This window comes from Pedobacter frigoris (assembly GCF_005116445.1).
Lineage (GTDB): Bacteria > Bacteroidota > Bacteroidia > Sphingobacteriales > Sphingobacteriaceae > Pedobacter > Pedobacter frigoris.
Genome location: NZ_SWBQ01000003.1, coordinates 396960 through 416548, shown reverse-complemented (window position 1 = coordinate 416548; position 19589 = coordinate 396960). Strand labels below are relative to the sequence as shown.

Genomic DNA, 19589 nt, shown 5'->3' with positions numbered 1-19589 from the left:
TTTTTCTATCTGGTCTGCCTGAATTAGCGATGGCTGCCGGAAGAACTAAATATAGTTATGAACGTAGATAAGAGCATATATAAAATGACCCAGACCATGCGCTGGTTTGGTCCTAATGACCCTGTTAGCTTATCAGATATCAGACAGGCAGGCTGTTCTGGTGTGGTAAGTGCGCTTCATCATGTTCCCAACGGGGAAATCTGGACTGTATCGGAGATTACAAAACATAAGCACTTGATTGAACAGGCTGGCTTAGACTGGCATGTGGTGGAAAGCGTGCCTGTGCATGAATCGATCAAGACACAATCTTCTGGATTTGAACAATACATTGCAAATTATAAATTTTCGTTGCAAAATCTTGCAACTTGTGGCATTCAGGTAGTCACTTATAACTTTATGCCTGTGCTGGACTGGACGAGAACTAATCTTGCTTTTGAACTGGAGAATGGGGCTAAGGCATTGAAGTTTGAAAAAGCAGCGCTGGTTGCTTTTGATGTGCATATGCTCGCCAGACCCAACGCCACTGCGGATTATTCTGCTGAAGAGCTAAAGGACGGTGAGTTGCGCTTCGAGCAGATGTCTGATGAAGAACGTCTGGTTTTGCAAAGAAATATCATTGCAGGTCTGCCTGGAAGTGAGGAAAGTTTCACACTTGCGCAGTTTCAGGAGGCATTGGATGCGTATAAAGGAATTGATGAAAGTCGCTTATCGGCTCACTTGATTCATTTTCTTTCAGAAATTATACCTGTAGCTGACGCTTCGGGGATAAAAATGGCCATCCATCCGGATGATCCTCCTTATGCAATTTTTGGTCTGCCAAGGGTAGTAAGTACTGCTGAGTTGGTGCAGAAGCTTTTTAATGCTGTTCCTTCTTTAAACAATGGTTTGTGTTTTTGCACGGGTTCATTTGGAGTGAGGGCAGATAATGATTTGGTGGAGATGGTTAGGTTGTTTGCCGACAGGATTCATTTTATCCACTTGAGGAGTACGAAAAGGAATGAGGACGGTGATTTTTACGAAGACAATCACCTGGAAGGGGATGTGGATATGTATGGGGTGGTGAAGGAGATTTTGAAGGTTCAACAGGAACGTGAGATCAGTATTCCTATGCGTCCTGATCATGGTCACCAGATGCTGGATGACCTTCGTAAAAAAACAAATCCAGGGTATTCTGCTATTGGTCGTTTGAAAGGGCTGGCAGAGTTGCGTGGACTGGAGTTTGGTATTGTAAATGAATTAGTGAATAAATAGTATGAAAGAAGGAAATGTAATATCTGAGCGGTTTTTACTTAACAATGAAAGGGCTTTGCGTCTTTTCAATGGCTACGCGAAAGACCTTCCCATCATAGACTATCACAATCATTTGCCTCCGCAGGAAATAGCGGAGAATAAGCAATTTGTAAACCTGACGGAGATCTGGCTGAAAGGCGATCATTATAAGTGGCGCGGTATGCGTACGCTTGGAGTAGATGAAAATCTGATCACAGGAACGGCATCTGACAAAGAAAAGTTTATGGCCTGGGCGGAGGTGGTACCCTCAACGATAAGAAACCCTTTGTTTCACTGGACCCACATGGAATTGAAAAATCCTTTTGGGGTGAACTCTTTTCTGAATAAGGATTCTGCAATGTCAGTTTACAAACACTGTAATGAATTGTTGAGCCAAGATGAATTTTCTACACAAGGATTGCTGAACCACTATAAAGTTAAAATGGTGGGTACGACTGACGATCCTTGTGATGATTTGAAATGGCATCAGCAATTGCTGGACAGTAGCTTCACTGCGAAGGTAAAACCTTCATTCAGACCGGATAAGGCACTGATGATTGAGAAAACACAACAATTTAAACAATATGTTCAGGCGCTTTCCGAGGTATCTGGTATTCAGATCAAGGACATAGAAAGTCTGGTGGCTGCGCTTAAAAGCAGGGTGGAATTTTTCGCTGCACATGGTTGCAGTATTTCGGATCATGGACTTGCAGCGCTGCCTTATAGTTACGTGCTAACTGACGCTGAGAAGCGTGAATTTGAAAGTTTCCTGAAAACCGATGGTTCGGTGTATTCTAATCCAGATGCATTTGCAGGTTATATACTGACTGAGCTGTCTAAATTGTATCATGAAAAAGGCTGGGTCCAGCAGTTTCACTTGGGTGCTATCAGAAACAACAACCTAGGTATGTTTGCTAAATTAGGAGCTGATGCAGGTTATGATTCTATTGGTGACTATAAACATGCAGAGCGCATGTCGGCATTTTTTGGGAACCTGAGCCTAACTGATCAACTAACGAAAACCATTATCTATAACCTTAATCCTGCGGATAATGAGGTTTTTGCGGCCATGACGGGAAATTTTGCGGACGGACGAATGAAAGGAAAGATGCAGTTTGGTTCGGGATGGTGGTTTTTGGATCAAAAAGACGGGATTGAGAAGCAGCTGAACACCTTGTCGAATCTGGGTATGGTGAGCAATTTTGTAGGAATGCTGACAGATTCACGCAGCTTCTTGTCTTATTCCCGCCATGAGTATTTCAGAAGGATACTTTGTAACCTGTTTGGAACGGAAATGGAAAACGGTCAGTTACCAGATGATGAGGAATGGATGGGTAAGATCATCAGTGACATTTGTTATTATAACGCTGAAGCGTATTTCAATTTGAAGTAAAGCACATTATCCCAATATAAATACCGTCATTCCCTTAGGACCATGCGCGCCCAGTACCAAAGACTGCTCTATATCGGCAGTTTTTGATGGGCCTGCGATAAATACTCCGAATCCGTACTCCGCATTGCCTATCCTGCTGTAAGCATCATGCATGGTAGGTAATATATCTGCTTTGTTGACCACCACGGCGAGTTGTTGACAAATAAATGGAACAACCCTCTGCTCCATGAGGTCTTCTGTGATCCATAGTGCAGCATTTTCTGCAACACCAAAATGGGCTTTAATGATCGCGAGATCTACATTCTCATAACTATGAGGGTCATTGTGCTGCCAATTTAATTCCGTGATCTCCTGAAGTTCAGGCAAAGTAGAGATGATGCGTTTCTTATCTTGATTTTCTTTTAGCAAGTAATCTTTGATCTCGTCGAAATTGGCTACGCGTATAACTGCTCCGCCAATAGTCGTGAGGATATTGGTAAATGCATCTATCTTATCGAAATCCGTATTTAAAGTGCTGAGATCAGCTGGAAGTGGTCTTGTGGCTGGCTGGTTATTTTTAACTTTGGCCAATATTGCGTCTCTGCTAGTCATGTTTTACGTTCTCCTTATACCATTCTCCAAATGATTGTTTTGGAACAGCCGGCATTTCCCTATGGTTGTACCAAAGATTTAATTTATTGTTTACTGCAAATGGGATGTGTTTTAAGACCCATCTTCCGGCTTTTCCCGCCGTTTTGTAGACTGCGGGTTTACTTAAAGTAAACTCCATTGCTTTCATAGCCATTGCTTTTTTAGGATCAGCATAACCTTCCTTAACGATTACCTGTCTCCATTTATACAACTGCTCATGTATGTTGATTTTTACAGGGCAAACATTGGTGCAAGAACCGCATAGGGTAGAGGCAAAAGGAAGGTCGGCATATTCCTTCATGTCCAGATTAGGGGCAAGGATAGAACCAATAGGCCCAGCTATTGCAGTGTGGTAGCTGTGTCCGCCACTTCTGCGGTAAACAGGGCAGGTGTTCATACAGGCGCCACAACGAATACATTTTAATGAATTACGGAAATCCGGTCGTCCCAACTGGGTAGTTCTACCATTATCGACCAATATGATGTGCATGGTCTGGCCTTTTCTCGGTCTTTTAAAATGACTGGAATAAGTAGTGATCGGTTGGCCTGTGGCACTTCTTGCCAGTAACCTCAAGAAAACAGAAAGGTGCTTGCGCTGAGGGACAAGCTTCTCTATGCCCATACAGGCAATGTGCACATCAGCAAGGTGGGCCCCCATGTCGGCATTACCCTCATTTGTACAGACAACGAATTCTCCCGTTTCAGCTACGGCAAAGTTGACACCTGTTATGGCCGCTTTCCTGGTAATGAATTTCTCCCTTAGATGTTCGCGGGCTGCTGCGGTAAGGAATACCGGATCGGCCATCCCTTCCGGTGTGCCAAGGTGTTCGTGAAACAAATCGCCAATTTCTTCTTTCTTTTTATGAATACAAGGAAGTACGATATGGCTTGGCGGTTCATTGGCCAATTGTACGATACGTTCTCCCAGATCGGTATCGATAACCTCTATTCCATTGTGCTGAAGATAATCATTCAAATGACACTCTTCAGTGAGCATCGACTTACTTTTTACTATGCGGTCTACGCCGCTATCTTTTAAAATAGAATGAACAATCTGGTTGTGCTCTTCTCCATTCGAAGCCCAGTGTACTTTGATGCCATTTTCCTGGGCCATGGATTCAAACTGCAGTAAATAATCGTGCAGGTTAGAAAGTACGTTGTCTTTAATCTGCGATGCGGTCTCACGCAGCATTTCCCATTCAGGAAGGTTGTGAGCTGCTTTGTCCCTTTTTGCACGCACGAACCATAAGGTTTCATCGTGCCAATTTACACGGGCCTCATCAGCATTAAATACATCAGATAATTGGGCGTGGTCCTTTGTTCCTTTACTCATGATATTGATGCTGATTAAAATTCCTGTGCGTTTAAGATTTCGGCGATGTGAATGACCTTTACATTGCTTTTTTGTCTCCGTAAAATTCCTTCCATATGCATCAAACAAGACATGTCTGCGGCTGTAATATATTCAGCACCATTATGGACATGATCTGCGACCCTGTCTTTGCCCATTTTTGCAGAAACAGCTTCTTCAGCCACGCAAAATGTTCCACCGAACCCACAACACTCATCAGGACGGTTAAGTGTAATGATCTCCAAACCCTGAACCATATTTAATAAGTGCATGGGTTTTGAATATGCAGGAGCAACGAGCTCTGTCATTTGCGCGAGCATGAGGCCGCGCTGACCGTGACAGCTTTGGTGCATTCCTACTTTGTGGGGGAAACTTGCAGTTAGCTTATCTACTTTTAACACATCAGTAAGGAACTCAGTGAGTTCATATATCTTTTTGCGGATGCTTTTTGCCTGAGCTTCATTATCACTTGATTTGGCATTGAGGTGATCTTTAAGATGCAGTACACAACTTCCGGAAGGAGATACGATATAGTCAAACTCAGCGAAATTCTCTATGAAAAGGTTGTTGCATCCCTGAGTTAAATGTTCAAATCCAGAATTTGCCATGGGCTGACCGCAACAAGTTTGTTTGGTAGGATAGACCACATCAACCCCAAGTTTTTTCAACAGGTTTAATGTCGCTATTGCAGCATTGGGATAGAACTGATCTATGTAACAAGGGATAAAAAGTCCGACAGTCATGTTTAAAAATATAGCTCTGAAAAAAAGGTATTTGTCATTATAGCTAGATTGTAAATATAGTGCTTGTATTAAAATAGCTGCTTAAGTTTTTTTGGCTAAGGATTAAGCAATTTAAGCATCATTTTAGGCTATTTTGCAGATGATGTATGCTGTGGATGATTCTTTTCAGCGCTAAACAATAATGTATTGGTGATTATTGCTGTTTTAAATTTAAGGTATTTCAGTTTAATTAAAGCCATTGTAAACGGTATTATTGCATCGATTTTTAGGTTTGTGTGTAATGTTGAATATTATTACTGAAAACGTTTTCATATAATAAAAAATAATTATTAGCTTGCAATTCATTTAGTGATAGTGGTAATCCACTATCCGCCATGTTTACAATTCTGTATGATATTTTCATAAAAATGAAATTCTTATTATAGTTCTGTAGATTTGACGATGTAATTTTTTAAAATGGCTAACGAAAAAAAAGTACAACAAAATACAATACTTGATATTGCAGAGGCACTCAAGCTCTCACCAGCTACAATTTCAAGGGCGCTAAACAATCATCCTCATGTGAAAGAAAAGACAAAGAGTGATGTTTTGAAAATGGCTGCCCAGTTGGGATACAGAAGAAATAATATGGCTTCTGGTCTTCGCAGTAATAAAACGTATACCGTAGGACTTATAGTTCCAAGGATTTCCATGTTTTTTCATGCAGAAGTAATCACCACCATTCAAAATGGCTTACATAAATATGGTTATAACCTGATTATCTGTCAGTCCAATGATTCTGTCACCATGGAAAAAGAACTTACTGAAATTCTTTTTTCGTCGAGAGTAGATGCATTGATTGCAGCTTGTACTTTATTTACCACAGATTTTAGTCATTTTGATAAGTTATTGGAAAACGGTACACCAGTTTATTTTTATGACAGGGTTCCCTTACATGATCTGGGAGCTACCATTATAAAAGGCGATGATTTTAGGGGAGGGTATATGGCCACTTCTCACCTGATTGAAACTGGCTGTAGAAAAATAGCACATATTTCCGGACCGCTTACTTCTAATCTGTATCAGAACCGTTCGTCTGGATTTATAAAAGCGATGGAACAGCATCAGATTCCTGTGAATGAAGACTGGATCTTCCATCAGGAACTGACTCAAAATAATGCAAGAGAGGCTATGAGGAAACTCTTCGAAGGAGATATTGTACCTGACGGAATTTTTACTGATAACGACTCAAGTGCTATAGCTGCTTTGGAATATGCAAAAGAGATTGGCCTCAATGTTCCTGTTGATCTTAAAATTGTTGGCTATTCGAATGATCCGAGAACATCAATCATCAATCCATCCATTACTACTGTAGAGCAGTTTCCTGCCGACTTTGGCAAAAAGATTGTAGAGGTGCTTATTGATTCATTGAAAAATCCTAATCATGAAATCACTAAAACAGCGCCGATTATTATTCCAATACAATTGATCCGAAGGATGTCTACCTAAGATAAAACGCAAGATTTAAAATGAATGCCCTTTTTATGATTTTGAAAACGTTATCATATTAAAATATAGGTTAGAATGTAGGTAGAATGACATCGAACGGATTGAAAAAATATATACTCAAGAAAACCCCAAATTAAAATAAATAATGCAAACAACTTTTGAAAGCCGCTATGCGATCAGTCCTAACGAAGCAAAGTCTATGGATACTGACGGATTACGCAAGAATTTTTTGATCAATAAGATTTTTGAAGCAGACACTATACACCTCGTTCTTTCGCATTTTGACCGGTATATCACAGGTGGTGTAATGCCGGTTAATGAAACCGTACAATTGTCTAATCCCGATTATTTAAAAGCCGGGTATTTTCTGGAAAGACGGGAACTTGGAATCATAAATGTTGGTGATAAAGGTACAGTAACAGCAGATGGCATTGCTTACGAACTGGAATATAAGGAAGCTTTATATATTGGAAGAGGCACAAAATCAGTAAGTTTTACTTCCGCTGATCAAAATAGTCCGGCAAAGTTTTATATCAATTCTACTCCGGCTCACTGTACTTATCCTACAACTAAGATATCTAAAAAAGAAGCGGATATTGTAGAATTAGGTAGCCCGGAAACAGCAAATCACCGTGTTATCAATAAATTGCTGGTGAATAGTGTCTTGTCTACCTGTCAGCTACAAATGGGAATGACAGAATTGAAAACAGGAAGTGTATGGAACACAATGCCTGCTCACACCCATGATAGAAGAATGGAAGTTTACTTTTATTTTGAAGTTCCGGAAGGACAAAGCGTTTGTCACTTTATGGGGGAGCCGCAAGAAACGAGACATATCTGGATGCAAAACGAACAGTGTGTAATTTCTCCAAATTGGTCTATCCATTCTGGTTCGGGAACCAGCAACTATACTTTTATCTGGGGAATGGCTGGCGAAAATCTTGATTATGGAGATATGGACCATTGTGCAATTAACGAATTAAGGTAAATTGATTTAATTTTATGAACATGAGAAAATCCCTGATTTTATTGGTGTTTTTTGCAGGTTTGTCTGCTGCTGTTATGGGGCAGGGCACTAGTGCTAAAGCAATAATTACGATCACGAATCCAATGAATATCAGCAGAACCGATGAGGTAGTTGCTGTTAACTGGTCAGCTGTCAAAGCCAAATATCCTAATATTGATACAGCGAATTTTAAGGTGATGAATGCATCATCTAAAAAAGAGGTGTCATTTCAATTGGAGCGCAGGGGTGGATCAGAGGTTCAGAATTTACTGGTTCAGTTGAGCCTTAGGTCTAACGAAACAGCCAAGCTCAATATTATACCGGGCAAACCGGTAAGATCTGTAGCTAAAACTTTTGGAAGGTTTGTGCCGGAACGTTATGATGATTTTGCATGGGAGAATGATAAAGTAGCTTTCCGAATGTATGGTAAGGCTTTGGAAACAAGGAAGGACAACGCATTTGGAACAGACGTGTGGGTGAAAAGAAGTACAAAACTGGTCATTAATGAATGGTATAAAACCGGAGACTATCATGCTGATCATGGAGATGGAATGGATTATTATAGTGTAGGGCTTACTTTGGGTGCCGGAGATATAGCGCCTTACGTGAAAGATTCGGTTGTTTTTTCCAAGAATTACCACCATTGGAAAGTACTGGACAATGGTCCGCTGCGTACTACTTTTGAACTGGGGTATGATGAATGGGATGTAGCAGGAAAGGCCGTCAAGGTAACTAAAACAATCTCGTTAGATGCCGGATCTCATATGAATAGGATAGAAGCGAGGTATACTTATGGAGGCGATCAGACTTTGCCCGTTGTGATCGGCATAGTGAAAAGAAAAGAGCCAGGTACGATATTAATGAATGAACAGCAGGCCATAACAGGTTACTGGGAGCCTAAACATGGTGCAGATGGTATCACTGGGGTAGGTGTAATTGTTGACGGTGGAAATGTAAAGATGAGTATCGATAAAACTCATTTACTTGCGCAGACTACCACTAGTAATAATCAGGCTATTGTGTATTACAATGGGGCTGCATGGGATAAGGCTAATGAAATTACCAGTGCCCAGCAGTGGTTCAATTATTTGGATGCCTTTAAAAGAAAGCTTTTACAGCCTTTAAAGGTGAGTGTACAGTAGGGGATTATATATTATAGTTTTTACGACTCGTCATCCTGAATTTATTTCAGTATCTCGGAAAAGAACGATTAACTAACCAGTTTGGGATCCTGAAATAAATTTGCTTCGCAGCTACTACGTGGTCAGGATGACGACAGTTTAATAAAATGTTTAACAGAAATAACAATGGCAATACTTGATTTATTTGATTTAAAAGGGAAAGTAGCTTTGGTAACAGGCTGTAAGAGAGGGATAGGTAAGGCCTTGGCTGAGGCATTGGCAGAAGCCGGTGCTGATATTATTGGTGTATCTGCAAATCTGGAACTAACTGGCAGTGAGGTAGAAAAATCAGTAACAGCTTTGGGTAGAAATTTTTTCGCCTATCAGTGTGACTTTGGTAGCAGAAATGCGTTGACCGCATTTTGCGAGCAGGTGAAAAAGGATCATCCTGTAATAGATATTCTGATTAATAATGCGGGAACTATTTTACGGAAGCCAATATCTGAACATCCGGATGAGTACTGGGATGAAGTGATTGCGGTAAATCAGACCGCCCCCTTTATTTTGACCAGAGAAATAGGTAGGGATATGGTGTCAAGAGGAAGTGGAAAGATTGTCTTTACGGCTTCTTTGCTGACTTTTCAGGGAGGCATTACAGTTCCCGGATATGCGGCCAGTAAAGGCGCTGTTGGCCAGCTGACAAAGGCTTTTGCCAATGAATGGGCAGCTAAAGGCGTAAACGTTAACGCGATTGCTCCGGGTTATATTTCTACGGACAATACGACAGCATTAAGAGCTGATGAAAACCGAAGCCGTTCCATTATGGAAAGAATTCCAGCGGGAAGATGGGGCGAACCGGAAGATTTTAAAGGACCTGTTTTGTTTTTGGCATCTGATGCGTCTAATTACATGCACGGGACAGTGATGACAGTAGATGGCGGCTGGATGGGAAGGTAGTGCTGATAGAACGACACACAATAGAACCTACATATAATGACTAAATTAAGACTTTTTTTCTTTACAGTAATAATGGCAGGCGCAGTACAGCTTGCTGCAGCACAAGATATCTGTCCGATTATTCCACAGCCTTCAGTGGCAAAAAAATCAGGTGACCAATTTACGCTGAACAATAATACACCAATTGTTGTATCCTCTGAATCATTAAGACCGGTTGCAAATTATCTGCAGCAGGAATTGCTGAAAAATCAAAAGATTCCTTTGAGTGTTCAGGCTAGTTCAGTTAAGCCTTCAATAAAATTAGTCCTTTCGGCTAAAATTAAACCGGCCTACGAACTGGATATGAATAGCAAAGGGGTAACTATAACTGCTAAAGATCCATCAGGGGCATTTTATGGCGTGGTCTCTTTATTGCAAATTGCCAGACAAACGAAGAATCAAAAAGGTACGCTTATCTTGCAGGGATGGATTATTTCTGATACTCCATTGTATGGCTGGAGAGGTTTTATGCTGGACGAGTCGAGGCATTTCTTCGGTATGGAAAAAGTGAAATCTGTATTAGACTGGATGGCTTTTTATAAACTCAACCGTTTTCACTGGCATCTTACGGATGAACCTGCCTGGCGTATTGAAATCAAGAAATATCCTGGATTGGCATTGATAGGTGGTGTAGGAGATTATTTCAATGAAATGCTGCCAGCACAATATTATACTCAGGAACAGGTGAAGGAAGTCGTTGCCTATGCCGCTCAAAGATTCATTACTGTGATTCCTGAAATTGATATGCCAGGACATGCTACTGCTGCCAATAGGGCATATCCTGAGTTTTCTGGTGGCGGAGGTCCAGGGCACCCTGAATTTACATTTAATCCCGGTAAAGAAGGTACTTATAGCTACCTGTCAAACATCTTAAGAGAAACGAATGCTTTGTTTCCGTCGGGTATGATTCATTTGGGTGGTGATGAGGTAAGTTATGGGAATCATAAATGGCCGACTAATCCTGATATTATCTCATTAATGCAGACGCAGAAGCTTGCAAATTCAAAGGAAGTAGAAAAATATTTCATGAAACGAATAGCTGATTCAGTCTATAACATGAATGCTAAATTGCTGGTGTGGGATGAAATGGCAGAGGTTGATCTGCCAGTGGATAAAACCATCATCTTTTGGTGGAGACACGATAAACCTGATATGTTGAAGCTATCGTTAGACAAAGGATTTCAAACCGTACTTTGTCCGAGACTGCCATTTTACTTTGATTTTGTGCAGGACAGTACACATACAAATGGACGCAAGTGGAACAAATTATACAATCCTTTAAAGAATGTCTACGAGTTTACGCAGGATAAATATGTAAAGCAAACCCTAAAGAAAGATCAGATTTTGGGTGTGCAGGCTGACCTGTGGTCGGAGACTATTCAAAGCGAACAGCGTCTGGATTACCTGCTTTTTCCGAGGATAACTGCTTTGGCTGAAGCGGCCTGGACGTCGCAGGATAATAAAGACTATGCGAGGTATATGGAACGGTTGAAAGGGCATTTAAATTTGTTTCAGGAACAAGGTCTGTATTATTACAATCCGTTTTCGCCAGCTAAAAGTCCTGAGCCAATAAAAATCGGTACGGGCATAAAACGTTTTGAGACGGGAGAATAAAGTATTGTAATATGAAATTTACACAACCGTTTGTGTGAAAATAAGTCTTTAAGGCATTGGAATAGCTTTGTATATTGGAGTAATAAATGAAATATTTGACTTGTTCAAATTGCTTTTAAACTAAATAATCCAACACAAAATGAAACCTAACCGTAGAAAATTTTTACAACAATTTGCATTGGGAACTGGGGCAATGGCTATAGGCCTGCCATCTTTTGCAAAAGAAAGCATTTCCGAAAATGAAGATCTGTTAACTTCTCTAAGTGGCAGCAGCGCACAGCGATTTAATATGAGCGGCTATGCTGCGCCGAAAATTGATAAAGTAAAAATTGGCTTTATTGGATTGGGCCAGAGAGGTCCTGGTGCAGTGAGTAGAATGTCATTTATTGAGGGAGTAGAAATTAAAGCGCTTTGTGATCTTTTGCCTGCAAGAGCAACTGCAGCGCAAAGATATCTTACAAGTAAAGGGCTGCCAAAAGCCAAGGAATATTCAGGTGAGAACGGCTGGAAAGAGATGATCGATAAAGAGGATCTGGATCTGATTTACATCTGTACACCTTGGAGTTTGCATACGCCTATGGCAGTATACGCGATGGAGCACGGCAAACATGCAGCTACTGAAGTTCCTGCGGCACTGACTCTTGAAGACTGCTGGAAACTTGTAGAAACTTCTGAAAGAACCCGTAAGCATTGTATGATGTTGGAGAACTGTTGCTACGATTTCTTCGAAATGCTTACTTTGAATATGGCTAGAAATGGTATGTTCGGAGAATTGGTTCATGCAGAGGGTGCTTATAATCACGATTTACTAGGGCTGAACTTCAATAAAAATGGTTATCAGGACATGTGGAGATTGAAGGAGAACATCAACTTCAACGGGAATTTGTATCCTACCCATGGATTGGGACCTATTGCCCAATGTATGAATATTAACAGGGGAGATAAAATGGATTATCTGGTTTCTGTATCTACCAATGACTTTATGATGGGTGAAGAGGCTAAGAAGAGAGCAGCAAAAGACCCGTTCTATGATCAGTTTGTTGGTAAAAACTACCGCGGAAACATGAATGTTACCACGATCAGGACTACCAATGGTAAAACAATGATGTTACAGCATGACGTAACCTCACCAAGACCATATTCCAGATTACATGTATTGAGCGGAACAAAAGGCTCAGCAGCAAAATGGCCTGAACCGGAACGTATTGCTATCGGAGAAGAGTGGGTGAGTAAAGATGAACTGAAAAAACTTTATGATACTTACAGCCCGCCGATCATTAAACATGTTGGTGAGGTCGCAAAAAAAGTTGGTGGACATGGAGGTATGGACTTTATCATGGACTGGAGATTAATTGATTGTTTGCGTAACGGACTACCTCTTGATCAGGATGTTTATGATGCAGCGGCATGGAGTTGTATTGTTCCTTTGAGTAAAAAATCAGTGTCTAAAAGATCATCTAGTGTAGATATCCCTGATTTTACAAAAGGGTCATGGAAAACAAATAAGCCTGTGAATTTAACGCTTGATGGCGGTGGTAATACTACCGTGAGAGAAGTTAAGAAAGGTTAATTATACAAAAACATATATAAAAAAGCTCCCCGTAATTTTTACGGGGAGCTTTTTTATGAAACTACATATTACTTTCAATCGCTCCGACTTTCTCTCTGTAGAGGTCCACAGGGCCGTCAAGCAGTACTGCTATAATGGTAAGGTCTTTATCGAGTCGATCTGCTGGAACGGGGATGTATACGATTCCTGGAATTGCGCTCCAATATAATTTATTGTAGATTTGGGGCTCTATCATAGTTCCTTCGCCAACAATTCTTATCCTGGCGATTTTATTCTTAATCCCTTTTAACGCAATTGGTCCGGTAGGTTTGCCTTCAACAAAAAGATAGATTGTTTGCTTATCTGCCGATAGCGCACATTTACCCTGATAATGTCCTTCCGGTAATCCTTTACCTGTTTTGTAAAGTCCCTCTGAGTTCTTAGTTATCCAATCGTATAGCATTGGTTGAAGTGCATATTTACCTTCTTTAAAATTCAAGCCATCCTGAGGCAGGGAAGTTTTTTCAAAAGGATTATTCCCCTGATGTATTGAACCCACTATATTTTTCAGTTGAAGTCTGAAATCAGTTTTCTGATCGGCCAATTGTTCAAAATCTACTGTTTCGTTGATGCCCTCAGTTAATTGAATTGCTTCATTGAATTTTAGTGCGATGACTGTTGCATCCTGGTCCCAGGCTATAGCAGGAACCTTGAGTACGATCCCATCGCGAACCTGATTTACGGTAGCATTATGGTTGGTGCCGACAATTCGAGCATCAATCACTTTCGATTTAAGGCCTTTAACAAGGAGTTGGTCCTGATTATTCAAAGACCAGTCGGCATATAAATAAAGTGTTTTTTTATCTTTCGATAAAGCGGTTTTTCCGGTAAAGTGTTTGGCTGGAATACCAGCGCGTGTTCCGTAAATGGCTTCGGCATGTTTTTTAGTCCACCTCCCCAATCCTTTTAGGATGGTTATTTGTTCCTGAGCGATGGTGCCATCTGCTTTCGGACCTATATCCAGAAGTAGATTTCCTCCCATACTGATGCAATCTACCAAAGTTCTGATGATCATGTTGGGCGATTTGTATTTGAAATCATAAGGTTGATAACCCCATGAATCATTCATGGTATAACAAAGTTCCCAATAGTCATTTCCTGGTTTTACGACCGGAATTCCCTGTTCCGGAGTTTCATAATCGCCATTATGATTCAACCGTGAATTGATAATGATATTTGAGTTGTATTTTTTTAGGTTTGCCAGTATTTTATCAGCCTGCCACTCGGTAGCAGAATGTTCCCAGTCACCGTCAAACCAAAGTAAATCAGGGTTGTATTTAGATGAAAGCTCGTTAAGTTGTCCCTGAAAATAGCTGGTGAATTTGTTCCATCTGTCAGGCTCTTCATTGAGCTTGTATCTTTTTCTATCTCTTGTAAAACCGTCGTAGTCCGGATAACTCCAGTCTGGTAAAGAAAAGTAAAGTCCTGTTTTTAATCCCGCTTTTTTTAATTCGGATACAAAAGGACTGATCAGATCTTTTTTAGCAGCGCTGTTCTTAAGTGTGGTAGTTGCATTTTCTCCATTGGTATTCCATAAAGCAACTCCATCATGATGTTTAGTGGTGATCACAGAGTATTTGGCTCCGCTTTCTTTAATAAGGTTAACCCAGGCAGTGGGATTGTATTTTGAAGCATTGAAACCATGCAGTTGCTTCATGTAATTGTCATGGTTGATATAGTTATTAAAAAAGGACCAGGACTCAGATATTCCGTTGACAGAATATATTCCCCAGTGAATGAAGATCCCAAGTTTAGCGTCTGTAAACCACTCCATTTTTTCTTGCTTATCTGAGGACTGCTTTGTGGGTTGTTGCGCTTTTAAAGAAGGGTTGAAATAGGTTAGAAATAGAACTGCAATTATTTTAGTTTTCATTCAATGTTATTTATGTAGGTAAGATTTTTGATAGGATAGTGGACTTTTTCCTGTTATCATTTTAAAGTGTTTGTGGAAGCTTGCAAAGTTGTGAAACCCACTCTCATAGCATATCTGTTTTACATTCATGCTGTCTTCGATCAGTAGCTTGCAGGCGTGGCCGACCCTGATTTCACTAATGAACTGCGTATAGGTTTTTCTTGTTCTTGATTTGAAATACCTGCAGAACGAGTTAGGACTAATATTTGCCACAGCAGCCATCTCTTCCATCTGTATTTTTCTCTTGAAATTAGTTAGAGAATAATTGTAAATGGCATTAATTCTGTCATTTTCTGTTTCTTCAAAATCATGACGGAAGCCCATCGAGGATAGTACTGTATTGTTGCTGCAATTCTCTATAGCCAATAATGCATCCATCAATGTAATGATTCTTTTGGGGCCTTCGGAGGAAAGAATGGTTTCAATCAATTCTCCAATCTGTTTTCTGCTTTTATCCTGTATTTGGATTCCTCGTTGTGCTTTTTCTAAAAGCAATTTTAAAGATTTGTTTTCAGGCAGATTTAAAAAGGAACTTCCCCAAAAATTCTCACAGAAATGGGCGACAACTACGTCAGCATTGTTTTTTTCATCTTCGTTGAAGTAGCTTTCATCAAACTTCCAGTAGTGAGGAAGGTGCGCGCCTACCAATACAACATCACCGGATCGGAACCGCTTGATGCTGTCGCCAATAAACTGAGTGCCATTGCCTTTCTTGAAATAAATGAGTTCGACTTCTGCATGATAGTGCCATCGGTTGTTTATGTATGGCACATTGTCCCGCCGGACGCTGAAAGAATTGACCGGGTTGTTTGAAACTTTTAATAATTGTGGTTTCATAGTTTAGGTGTTGTGTGTTAACCTAAAAACGTAAATTTTTTATTTACGTCATCAGGAATTTAATTTGGTTAGATATTAATTCATAAAAATACAAAAATCTTTCATAAATACATATATATTGAAAATATGATCTATGTATAGCCAATATTGCATAATAATGGAGATTTAAGCTGTAAAATTGTACTGGTGTATATGGATTTTCGCACTGCAAGAACTTATCGGTTAAAATAAAACCGAAAGCTTATTCGTTTGTTATAATAGGCTACTAATAGAGTGAATGAAATGCTGCCAAATAAAGAACGCGATACCCCGACGAATATATTAATCATTGAAAATGATGAGGGATTAGTAGAGATGCTAACTGAATTATTTGATTATGAGGGGTTTAATGTCAGGTCTTATAGAGAAGCTGATGATGTTTTTGCACTAATAGAGGATTTTACTCCTGATATAGTGCTATTAGATTATTTATTGCCAAAAATAAATGGAGGAGAGCTGTGTGCTCAATTAAAAAAGAATCCATTGACAAAGAATATCCCTGTGATTATTTGCTCGGCATACCCTCAGGTATTACTTTCTTTGGGTAGTTATGGATGTAATGCATTTATTTCAAAGCCGTTTGAGTTAAGTGATATGTTGTCGAAAATCAATACCTGCCTTAAAAACCCGTCTGAGATTTTTACAGCGGATGCGGGCAAAAGATCTTTACACGGCTTAAGGTCATAACGATATTAATTAACATTAATCGTTTCATCATGAATGCGATTGGATACATTAGAATTTCACCTCATTTGAAGACTATTGGAGATCAGGAGATCGCCATTAAAAAATTCTGCACAGAAAAAGGGTTAAATCTTTTAATGCTTTTTAAGGATTCAGGAGAGTACAATGAAGATAGAGAAAGAGAAAGCTGGCTTGCTGTAGAGGAATATGTGCAATACAGCGGTGAAGTAAATTTTTTATTATTCGTTTTACCTGAAAAAATTACGAGGTACAATAAGCTGATTGATGACGTACAGGATCACTTCAGAAGAAAATATAATGTACTACTGGTTGCAGTTGTTTAAAGAGACTAGACTAAAATTATTAGGCCTGCTATTATAGATGCAGATGCTTGTTAATTACGCTTCCTAGTTCATCTATTTGTTCTGCGTTAAGATCTCCCCATATCTGTTCCCATTTGCCTTCATGACGCAACTGAACTTCCTTACCATCAACTTCACATATGTAATAAGGTTGTCCATCTGTGGTTTCAGCTTGCTGTACAGCAATATGGCCATTTTTAAAGTTACCTGTCTTAACAGATACCGTGAATTTTTCATTTTCTGAAGCTTTCATAATTTGATAATCAGATTAATAATTGAACAATAAAAGAGAGAAAAGGTTTTATATAGTTATTTTTGGCTAAGCTTATAACACAATAACAGAAATCGTTTGACTATGCATAAAATAACTTTCAGAACACTTTTACTCATTTTATGTGGAATACTGCCCTTGTCAATAGTCAAGGCCCAATCCTTAGGCAAGAAACCGGTCAAGCCAAATATCATTTTCATATTGACAGATGATCTTGGATATGGTGATCTGGGTGTGTTTTTTCAGAATCAACGTAAACAGCAGGCAACTCATCAGCTACCTTATCAGCTTACCCCAAATTTGGATAAAATGGCTGAAAATGGTGCCCGGTTTACACATCAATATAGTAATGCACCGGTTTGCGCACCTTCCAGGGCTTCTTTATTAACCGGTGTGAATCAGGGAAATGCCAGTGTGAGGGATAACCAGTTCGATAAGCAAATTGAAAATAACCACAATATGGCTACTCTGCTAAAAGGAGCCGGGTATGCTACTGCTGCAGTTGGCAAATGGGGTTTGCAAGGCGAGACTAAAGTTATACCCAACTGGCCGGCACATCCGCTTAAAAGAGGATTTGATAATTTTTTTGGCTATATGCGTCATGCTGATGGTCACGAGCATTACCCGTTTGAAGGATTGTATAGAGGAAAGAAAGAAGTTTGGGAAAACTATAAAGACATAGCAGGCGGACTGAGCAAATGTTACACAACAGATTTGTGGACAGCCTATGCAAAAAAATGGATCATTGAGCATGAGCATACAAAAGGTGCGGATAAGCCTTTTTTTATGTTTCTGGCATACGATGCGCCCCATGCTGTTTTAGAATTACCAACTCAGCAATACCCTGCTGGAGGCGGGTTAAACGGCGGCCTTCAATGGACCGGAAAATCAGGTAATATGATCAACACTGCTTCCGGTAATATTGATACTTATGTACACCCCGATTATGCAAATACAACATGGCCGGATACCTATAAACGTTATGCAACAGCAAACAGGAGAATTGATGACGCTGTAGGTGATTTATTAAAGTTACTTCAGGATCTCAAAATCTCGGACAATACTATTGTCATATTCACATCTGATAATGGTCCGTCAATAGAATCATATTTGCCTGCTGCCCCATATAGCCCTCAGTTTTTTGGTAGTTATGGTCCGTTTGATGGCATTAAACGGGATGTTTTGGAGGGTGGTTTAAGAATGCCTACTCTGGCATTATGGCCCGGTCGTATTTCCTCAGGAAAGGTTATTGCTGAACCGAGTATGCTGTCCGACTGGATGGCAACTTTTGCTGATGCCGCACATGCAAATTTGCCCGCCAGAAGTAATGGTGTGTCCTTGCTGCCTGTTTTAACAGGTAAAGGAAGACAGGAAAAGAGCCTAATTTACTCCGAGTATTTTGAAGGTGGAAAAACTCCTGCATTCAAAGAATTCGAAGCCAGCAGACAGGGCCGCAAAAGAGGTCAGATGCAGATGATTAGGATAGGGGACTTAGTAGGTGTGCGGTACCAGATTAAATCAGAAACTGATGATTTTGAGATATATGATGTAGTTAAGGATCCTAAAGAAACTAATAACTTGGGTTTAAATAATAATTATAAGGTCTTGCAGGAACAAATGAAAGCAAAAGTTCTTCAGTTGAGAAAAGCAGATAAAGAAGCACCCCGCCCATATGATAAAGCTTTAATTCCAGCTATAGCACTTACAAAACAAAATAAATTATTGCCGGGTCTGAGTTGGAAATTTTTTAAAGGAAGCTTCGGTTCTGTTGTCTCAGAGAAGAAATTACCCGAATCCGGCAAAGGCACAATTAAAAATATATTACCGGTAGGTAGAATCACTGATAAGGGAATGACAGTTTATGAGGGGCTGATCAAAGTAGCTGCTGATGGCGAGTATCATTTTGCACTTTCAGCCACAGGTAGGGCTTATATGAGGATCCATGAAGCAGAGCTCATTGATGCTGATTTCGGCTACCAATCTGGCAGTCGGGAAGCAGGAAGTGTATACTTAAAAGCTGGTTACCATCCCATTAAACTGTATTACCTTAAAGAAAATGATAAAGGACCATTAATATCTCTTAAGAGTAAATATGGAAATACCGACTGGCAAGAGCTTAAAGTCAGTGATTTATATAGGTTAAGTCCTTTAAAATGAACAATTAAAAAAATCAGGGAAAGAATTTTATTAATTAGCAGGATAAAAAAGTGTGTTTAAACTTTCATTTATTGAAAAAGATAATTACATTTGAGCTTACCCTTTCG

At 39.9% G+C, this 19589-nt stretch carries 17 protein-coding genes; 11 read left to right on the top strand and 6 right to left on the bottom strand.

Annotation, left to right across the window (positions count from 1 at the left end; all coding sequences use genetic code 11):
- Positions 1-57: 57 nt before the first annotated feature.
- Both uxuA and uxaC read left to right on the top strand, forming a co-directional pair.
- Positions 58-1251 carry a mannonate dehydratase gene (uxuA, locus tag FA047_RS12565; protein ID WP_225872717.1) on the top strand — a complete coding sequence of 398 codons (1194 nt, stop codon included), beginning with the start codon at positions 58-60 and terminating at the stop codon, positions 1249-1251.
- A 1-nt stretch (position 1252) separates the two neighbouring features.
- Positions 1253-2662 carry a glucuronate isomerase gene (uxaC, locus tag FA047_RS12560; RefSeq protein WP_136836412.1) on the top strand — a complete coding sequence of 470 codons (1410 nt, stop codon included), beginning with the start codon at positions 1253-1255 and terminating at the stop codon, positions 2660-2662.
- A 6-nt stretch (positions 2663-2668) separates the two neighbouring features.
- On the opposite strand, the gene FA047_RS12555 is transcribed toward uxaC, so the two are convergent.
- From FA047_RS12555 to FA047_RS12545, 3 genes are read right to left on the bottom strand one after another with little or no spacing between them, the layout of a single operon-like run.
- Positions 2669-3253 (bottom strand): LutC/YkgG family protein, encoded by a 585-nt coding sequence (locus FA047_RS12555; RefSeq protein WP_136836411.1) that lies wholly within the window; start codon positions 3251-3253, stop codon positions 2669-2671.
- Entirely contained in the window at positions 3246-4625 is a 1380-nt protein-coding gene (locus FA047_RS12550) for a lactate utilization protein B (RefSeq protein ID WP_136836410.1), read from the bottom strand. The genes FA047_RS12555 and FA047_RS12550 overlap by 8 nt, the downstream gene beginning before the upstream one ends.
- 14 nt (positions 4626-4639) lie before the next feature.
- A complete protein-coding gene (locus tag FA047_RS12545; protein ID WP_136836409.1) occupies positions 4640-5386 on the bottom strand; it encodes a (Fe-S)-binding protein in 747 nt (248 codons plus the stop codon).
- A 456-nt stretch (positions 5387-5842) separates the two neighbouring features.
- On the opposite strand from FA047_RS12545, the gene FA047_RS12540 reads away from it, so the two are divergent.
- The 6 genes from FA047_RS12540 (at position 5843) to FA047_RS12515 (ending at position 13181) form a co-directional block, all read left to right on the top strand.
- Positions 5843-6874, top strand: a complete 1032-nt coding sequence (locus tag FA047_RS12540; RefSeq protein ID WP_136836408.1) for a LacI family DNA-binding transcriptional regulator — start codon at positions 5843-5845, stop codon at positions 6872-6874.
- A gap of 145 nt (positions 6875-7019) precedes the next feature.
- Positions 7020-7862 (top strand): 5-dehydro-4-deoxy-D-glucuronate isomerase, encoded by an 843-nt coding sequence (kduI, locus tag FA047_RS12535; RefSeq protein WP_136836407.1) that lies wholly within the window; start codon positions 7020-7022, stop codon positions 7860-7862.
- Between the two features lie 20 nt (positions 7863-7882).
- On the top strand, positions 7883-9022 hold the full coding sequence (locus tag FA047_RS12530; RefSeq protein WP_136836406.1) for a DUF4861 family protein: 1140 nt from the start codon (positions 7883-7885) through the stop codon (positions 9020-9022).
- Between the two features lie 165 nt (positions 9023-9187).
- Complete coding sequence (locus FA047_RS12525) at positions 9188-9958, top strand: SDR family oxidoreductase (protein ID WP_136836405.1); 771 nt, start codon at positions 9188-9190, stop codon at positions 9956-9958.
- Between the two features lie 36 nt (positions 9959-9994).
- Positions 9995-11611 carry a beta-N-acetylhexosaminidase gene (locus FA047_RS12520; RefSeq protein ID WP_225872716.1) on the top strand — a complete coding sequence of 539 codons (1617 nt, stop codon included), beginning with the start codon at positions 9995-9997 and terminating at the stop codon, positions 11609-11611.
- Between the two features lie 139 nt (positions 11612-11750).
- Positions 11751-13181, top strand: coding sequence for a Gfo/Idh/MocA family protein (locus FA047_RS12515; protein WP_136836404.1), 1431 nt, complete (start codon positions 11751-11753; stop codon positions 13179-13181).
- A gap of 61 nt (positions 13182-13242) precedes the next feature.
- On the opposite strand, the gene FA047_RS12510 is transcribed toward FA047_RS12515, so the two are convergent.
- A complete protein-coding gene (locus FA047_RS12510; RefSeq protein ID WP_136836403.1) occupies positions 13243-15093 on the bottom strand; it encodes an alpha-L-fucosidase in 1851 nt (616 codons plus the stop codon).
- 6 nt (positions 15094-15099) lie between these two features.
- Complete coding sequence (locus tag FA047_RS12505; protein ID WP_136836402.1) at positions 15100-15969, bottom strand: AraC family transcriptional regulator; 870 nt, start codon at positions 15967-15969, stop codon at positions 15100-15102.
- A 282-nt stretch (positions 15970-16251) separates the two neighbouring features.
- Here FA047_RS12505 and FA047_RS12500 point away from each other — a divergent pair, with 282 nt between their 5' ends.
- Positions 16252-16695 carry a response regulator gene (locus tag FA047_RS12500; protein WP_136836401.1) on the top strand — a complete coding sequence of 148 codons (444 nt, stop codon included), beginning with the start codon at positions 16252-16254 and terminating at the stop codon, positions 16693-16695.
- Between the two features lie 29 nt (positions 16696-16724).
- Positions 16725-17036 (top strand): hypothetical protein, encoded by a 312-nt coding sequence (locus tag FA047_RS12495; protein ID WP_136836400.1) that lies wholly within the window; start codon positions 16725-16727, stop codon positions 17034-17036.
- 31 nt (positions 17037-17067) lie between these two features.
- Here the strand turns inward: FA047_RS12495 and FA047_RS12490 are convergent, their stop codons facing one another.
- Positions 17068-17307 (bottom strand): hypothetical protein, encoded by a 240-nt coding sequence (locus FA047_RS12490; RefSeq protein ID WP_136836399.1) that lies wholly within the window; start codon positions 17305-17307, stop codon positions 17068-17070.
- Positions 17308-17409: 102 nt separating this feature from the next.
- Between FA047_RS12490 and FA047_RS12485 the strand changes: the two genes are divergently transcribed.
- Positions 17410-19482 carry a sulfatase-like hydrolase/transferase gene (locus tag FA047_RS12485; RefSeq protein WP_136836398.1) on the top strand — a complete coding sequence of 691 codons (2073 nt, stop codon included), beginning with the start codon at positions 17410-17412 and terminating at the stop codon, positions 19480-19482.
- Positions 19483-19589: the final 107 nt, after the last annotated feature.

Coding starts and splice junctions, on each gene's coding strand:
- uxuA (WP_225872717.1), top strand. CDS start 58: ATGAACGTAGATAAGAGCATATATAAAATGACCCAGACCATGCGCTGG.
- uxaC (WP_136836412.1), top strand. CDS start 1,253: ATGAAAGAAGGAAATGTAATATCTGAGCGGTTTTTACTTAACAATGAA.
- FA047_RS12555 (WP_136836411.1), bottom strand. CDS start 3,253: ATGACTAGCAGAGACGCAATATTGGCCAAAGTTAAAAATAACCAGCCA.
- FA047_RS12550 (WP_136836410.1), bottom strand. CDS start 4,625: ATGAGTAAAGGAACAAAGGACCACGCCCAATTATCTGATGTATTTAAT.
- FA047_RS12545 (WP_136836409.1), bottom strand. CDS start 5,386: ATGACTGTCGGACTTTTTATCCCTTGTTACATAGATCAGTTCTATCCC.
- FA047_RS12540 (WP_136836408.1), top strand. CDS start 5,843: ATGGCTAACGAAAAAAAAGTACAACAAAATACAATACTTGATATTGCA.
- kduI (WP_136836407.1), top strand. CDS start 7,020: ATGCAAACAACTTTTGAAAGCCGCTATGCGATCAGTCCTAACGAAGCA.
- FA047_RS12530 (WP_136836406.1), top strand. CDS start 7,883: ATGAGAAAATCCCTGATTTTATTGGTGTTTTTTGCAGGTTTGTCTGCT.
- FA047_RS12525 (WP_136836405.1), top strand. CDS start 9,188: ATGGCAATACTTGATTTATTTGATTTAAAAGGGAAAGTAGCTTTGGTA.
- FA047_RS12520 (WP_225872716.1), top strand. CDS start 9,995: ATGACTAAATTAAGACTTTTTTTCTTTACAGTAATAATGGCAGGCGCA.
- FA047_RS12515 (WP_136836404.1), top strand. CDS start 11,751: ATGAAACCTAACCGTAGAAAATTTTTACAACAATTTGCATTGGGAACT.
- FA047_RS12510 (WP_136836403.1), bottom strand. CDS start 15,093: ATGAAAACTAAAATAATTGCAGTTCTATTTCTAACCTATTTCAACCCT.
- FA047_RS12505 (WP_136836402.1), bottom strand. CDS start 15,969: ATGAAACCACAATTATTAAAAGTTTCAAACAACCCGGTCAATTCTTTC.
- FA047_RS12500 (WP_136836401.1), top strand. CDS start 16,252: ATGCTGCCAAATAAAGAACGCGATACCCCGACGAATATATTAATCATT.
- FA047_RS12495 (WP_136836400.1), top strand. CDS start 16,725: ATGAATGCGATTGGATACATTAGAATTTCACCTCATTTGAAGACTATT.
- FA047_RS12490 (WP_136836399.1), bottom strand. CDS start 17,307: ATGAAAGCTTCAGAAAATGAAAAATTCACGGTATCTGTTAAGACAGGT.
- FA047_RS12485 (WP_136836398.1), top strand. CDS start 17,410: ATGCATAAAATAACTTTCAGAACACTTTTACTCATTTTATGTGGAATA.